The sequence below is a fragment of the Rahnella sp. GSA61A genome (assembly GCF_019969905.1).
Taxonomy (GTDB): domain Bacteria; phylum Pseudomonadota; class Gammaproteobacteria; order Enterobacterales; family Enterobacteriaceae; genus Rahnella; species Rahnella aceris.
This window is the reverse complement of sequence record NZ_JAHXYO010000046.1, coordinates 1-3,292: the sequence shown is the minus strand read 5'-3', so window position 1 is coordinate 3,292 and position 3,292 is coordinate 1. Positions and strand designations below refer to the sequence as shown.

Below are 3,292 nucleotides of genomic sequence, written 5' to 3'. Positions count from 1 at the left end.
TTGCTCTTTAACAATCTGGAACAAGCTGAAAATTGAAAGTTTACAGCTGAACATCACTCTCCGTAGCAGTACCGAGTGGTGAATTAGTCTGTAACAGAGTCTCTCAAATAATCGCAGCGCGATGGTGGAAACACCTTCGGGTTGTGAGGTTAAGCGACTAAGCGTACACGGTGGATGCCTAGGCAGTCAGAGGCGATGAAGGGCGTGCTAATCTGCGAAAAGCGTCGGTAAGGTGATATGAACCGTTATACCCGACGATACCCGAATGGGGAAACCCAGTGTGTTTCGACACATTATCATTACATGAATACATAGTGTAATGAGGCGAACCGGGGGAACTGAAACATCTAAGTACCCCGAGGAAAAGAAATCAACCGAGATTCCCCCAGTAGCGGCGAGCGAACGGGGAAGAGCCCAGAACCAGCATCAGTTTGTGTGTTAGTGGAAGCGTCTGGAAAGTCGCACGGTACAGGGTGATAGTCCCGTACACAAAAATGCACAAGTTGTGAGTTCGATGAGTAGGGCGGGACACGTGACATCCTGTCTGAATATGGGGGGACCATCCTCCAAGGCTAAATACTCCTGACTGACCGATAGTGAACCAGTACCGTGAGGGAAAGGCGAAAAGAACCCCGGCGAGGGGAGTGAAATAGAACCTGAAACCGTGTACGTACAAGCAGTGGGAGCCTACTTTGTTGGGTGACTGCGTACCTTTTGTATAATGGGTCAGCGACTTATATTTTGTAGCAAGGTTAACCGAATAGGGGAGCCGTAGGGAAACCGAGTCTTAACTGGGCGTCAAGTTGCAAGGTATAGACCCGAAACCCGGTGATCTAGCCATGGGCAGGTTGAAGGTTGGGTAACACTAACTGGAGGACCGAACCGACTAATGTTGAAAAATTAGCGGATGACTTGTGGCTGGGGGTGAAAGGCCAATCAAACCGGGAGATAGCTGGTTCTCCCCGAAAGCTATTTAGGTAGCGCCTCGTGAACTCATCTTCGGGGGTAGAGCACTGTTTCGACTAGGGGGCCATCCCGGCTTACCAACTCGATGCAAACTACGAATACCGAAGAATGTTATCACGGGAGACACACGGCGGGTGCTAACGTCCGTCGTGAAGAGGGAAACAACCCAGACCGCCAGCTAAGGTCCCAAAGTCATGGTTAAGTGGGAAACGATGTGGGAAGGCATAGACAGCCAGGATGTTGGCTTAGAAGCAGCCATCATTTAAAGAAAGCGTAATAGCTCACTGGTCGAGTCGGCCTGCGCGGAAGATGTAACGGGGCTAAACCATGCACCGAAGCTGCGGCAGCGACGCTTAGGCGTTGTTGGGTAGGGGAGCGTTCTGTAAGCCGTCGAAGGTGAACTGTGAGGTTTGCTGGAGGTATCAGAAGTGCGAATGCTGACATAAGTAACGATAATGCGGGTGAAAAACCCGCACGCCGGAAGACCAAGGGTTCCTGTCCAACGTTAATCGGGGCAGGGTGAGTCGACCCCTAAGGCGAGGCTGAAAAGCGTAGTCGATGGGAAGCAGGTTAATATTCCTGCACTTGGTGTTACTGCGAAGGGGGGACGGAGAAGGCTAGGCTGGCCGGGCGACGGTTGTCCCGGTTCAAGCGTGTAGGGGGTGTGACCTGGTAAATCCGGTTGCATATCAACCCTGAGGCGTGATAACGAGCCACTACGGTGGTGAAGTAGCTGATGCCATGCTTCCAGGAAAAGCCTCTAAGCTCCAGGTAACACGAAATCGTACCCCAAACCGACACAGGTGGTCAGGTAGAGAATACTCAGGCGCTTGAGAGAACTCGGGTGAAGGAACTAGGCAAAATGGTGCCGTAACTTCGGGAGAAGGCACGCTGGCGCGTAGGTGAAGGGACTTGCTCCCGGAGCTGAAGCCAGTCGAAGATACCAGCTGGCTGCAACTGTTTAATAAAAACACAGCACTGTGCAAACACGAAAGTGGACGTATACGGTGTGACGCCTGCCCGGTGCCGGAAGGTTAATTGATGGGGTCAGCCGTAAGGCGAAGCTCTTGATCGAAGCCCCGGTAAACGGCGGCCGTAACTATAACGGTCCTAAGGTAGCGAAATTCCTTGTCGGGTAAGTTCCGACCTGCACGAATGGCGTAATGATGGCCAGGCTGTCTCCACCCGAGACTCAGTGAAATTGAACTCGCTGTGAAGATGCAGTGTACCCGCGGCAAGACGGAAAGACCCCGTGAACCTTTACTATAGCTTGACACTGAACATTGAGCCTTGATGTGTAGGATAGGTGGGAGGCTTTGAAGCGTGGACGCCAGTCTGCGTGGAGCCAACCTTGAAATACCACCCTTTAATGTTTGATGTTCTAACTCGGCCCCGTGATCCGGGGTGAGGACAGTGTCTGGTGGGTAGTTTGACTGGGGCGGTCTCCTCCTAAAGAGTAACGGAGGAGCACGAAGGTTAGCTAATCACGGTCGGACATCGTGAGGTTAGTGCAATGGCATAAGCTAGCTTGACTGCGAGAGTGACGGCTCGAGCAGGTACGAAAGTAGGTCATAGTGATCCGGTGGTTCTGAATGGAAGGGCCATCGCTCAACGGATAAAAGGTACTCCGGGGATAACAGGCTGATACCGCCCAAGAGTTCATATCGACGGCGGTGTTTGGCACCTCGATGTCGGCTCATCACATCCTGGGGCTGAAGTAGGTCCCAAGGGTATGGCTGTTCGCCATTTAAAGTGGTACGCGAGCTGGGTTTAGAACGTCGTGAGACAGTTCGGTCCCTATCTGCCGTGGGCGTTGGAAGATTGAGAGGGGCTGCTCCTAGTACGAGAGGACCGGAGTGGACGCATCACTGGTGTTCGGGTTGTCATGCCAATGGCATTGCCCGGTAGCTAAATGCGGAAAAGATAAGCGCTGAAAGCATCTAAGCGCGAAACTTGCCTCGAGATGAGTCTTCCCTGTGGCTTTAAGCCACCTGAAGGGACGTTTAAGACTAAGACGTTGATAGGCTGGGTGTGTAAGTGCAGCGATGCATTGAGCTAACCAGTACTAATGACCCGAGAGGCTTAACCTTACAACACCAAAGGTGTTTTTAGAGACTTGAAGTAGATTTTCAGCTGAAGTTCCGAGATTGGTTCGTAGTGCAAGCCTGATGTAGGGTGAGCGTTATGAATGAAACAGAATTTGCCTGGCGGCAGTAGCGCGGTGGTCCCACCTGACCCCATGCCGAACTCAGAAGTGAAACGCCGTAGCGCCGATGGTAGTGTGGGGTCTCCCCATGCGAGAGTAGGGAACTGCCAGGCATCAAAT

General features: G+C 52.3%; 2 rRNA genes. Both read left to right on the top strand.

The window, feature by feature from the left end:
* Nucleotides 1-147 precede the first annotated feature (147 nt).
* Nucleotides 148-3,056, top strand: a 23S ribosomal RNA gene (locus LC431_RS26130).
* A gap of 113 nt (nt 3,057-3,169) precedes the next feature.
* Nucleotides 3,170-3,285: ribosomal RNA gene (gene rrf, locus LC431_RS26125) — 5S ribosomal RNA — on the top strand.
* The last annotated feature ends 7 nt before the right edge of the window (nt 3,286-3,292 follow it).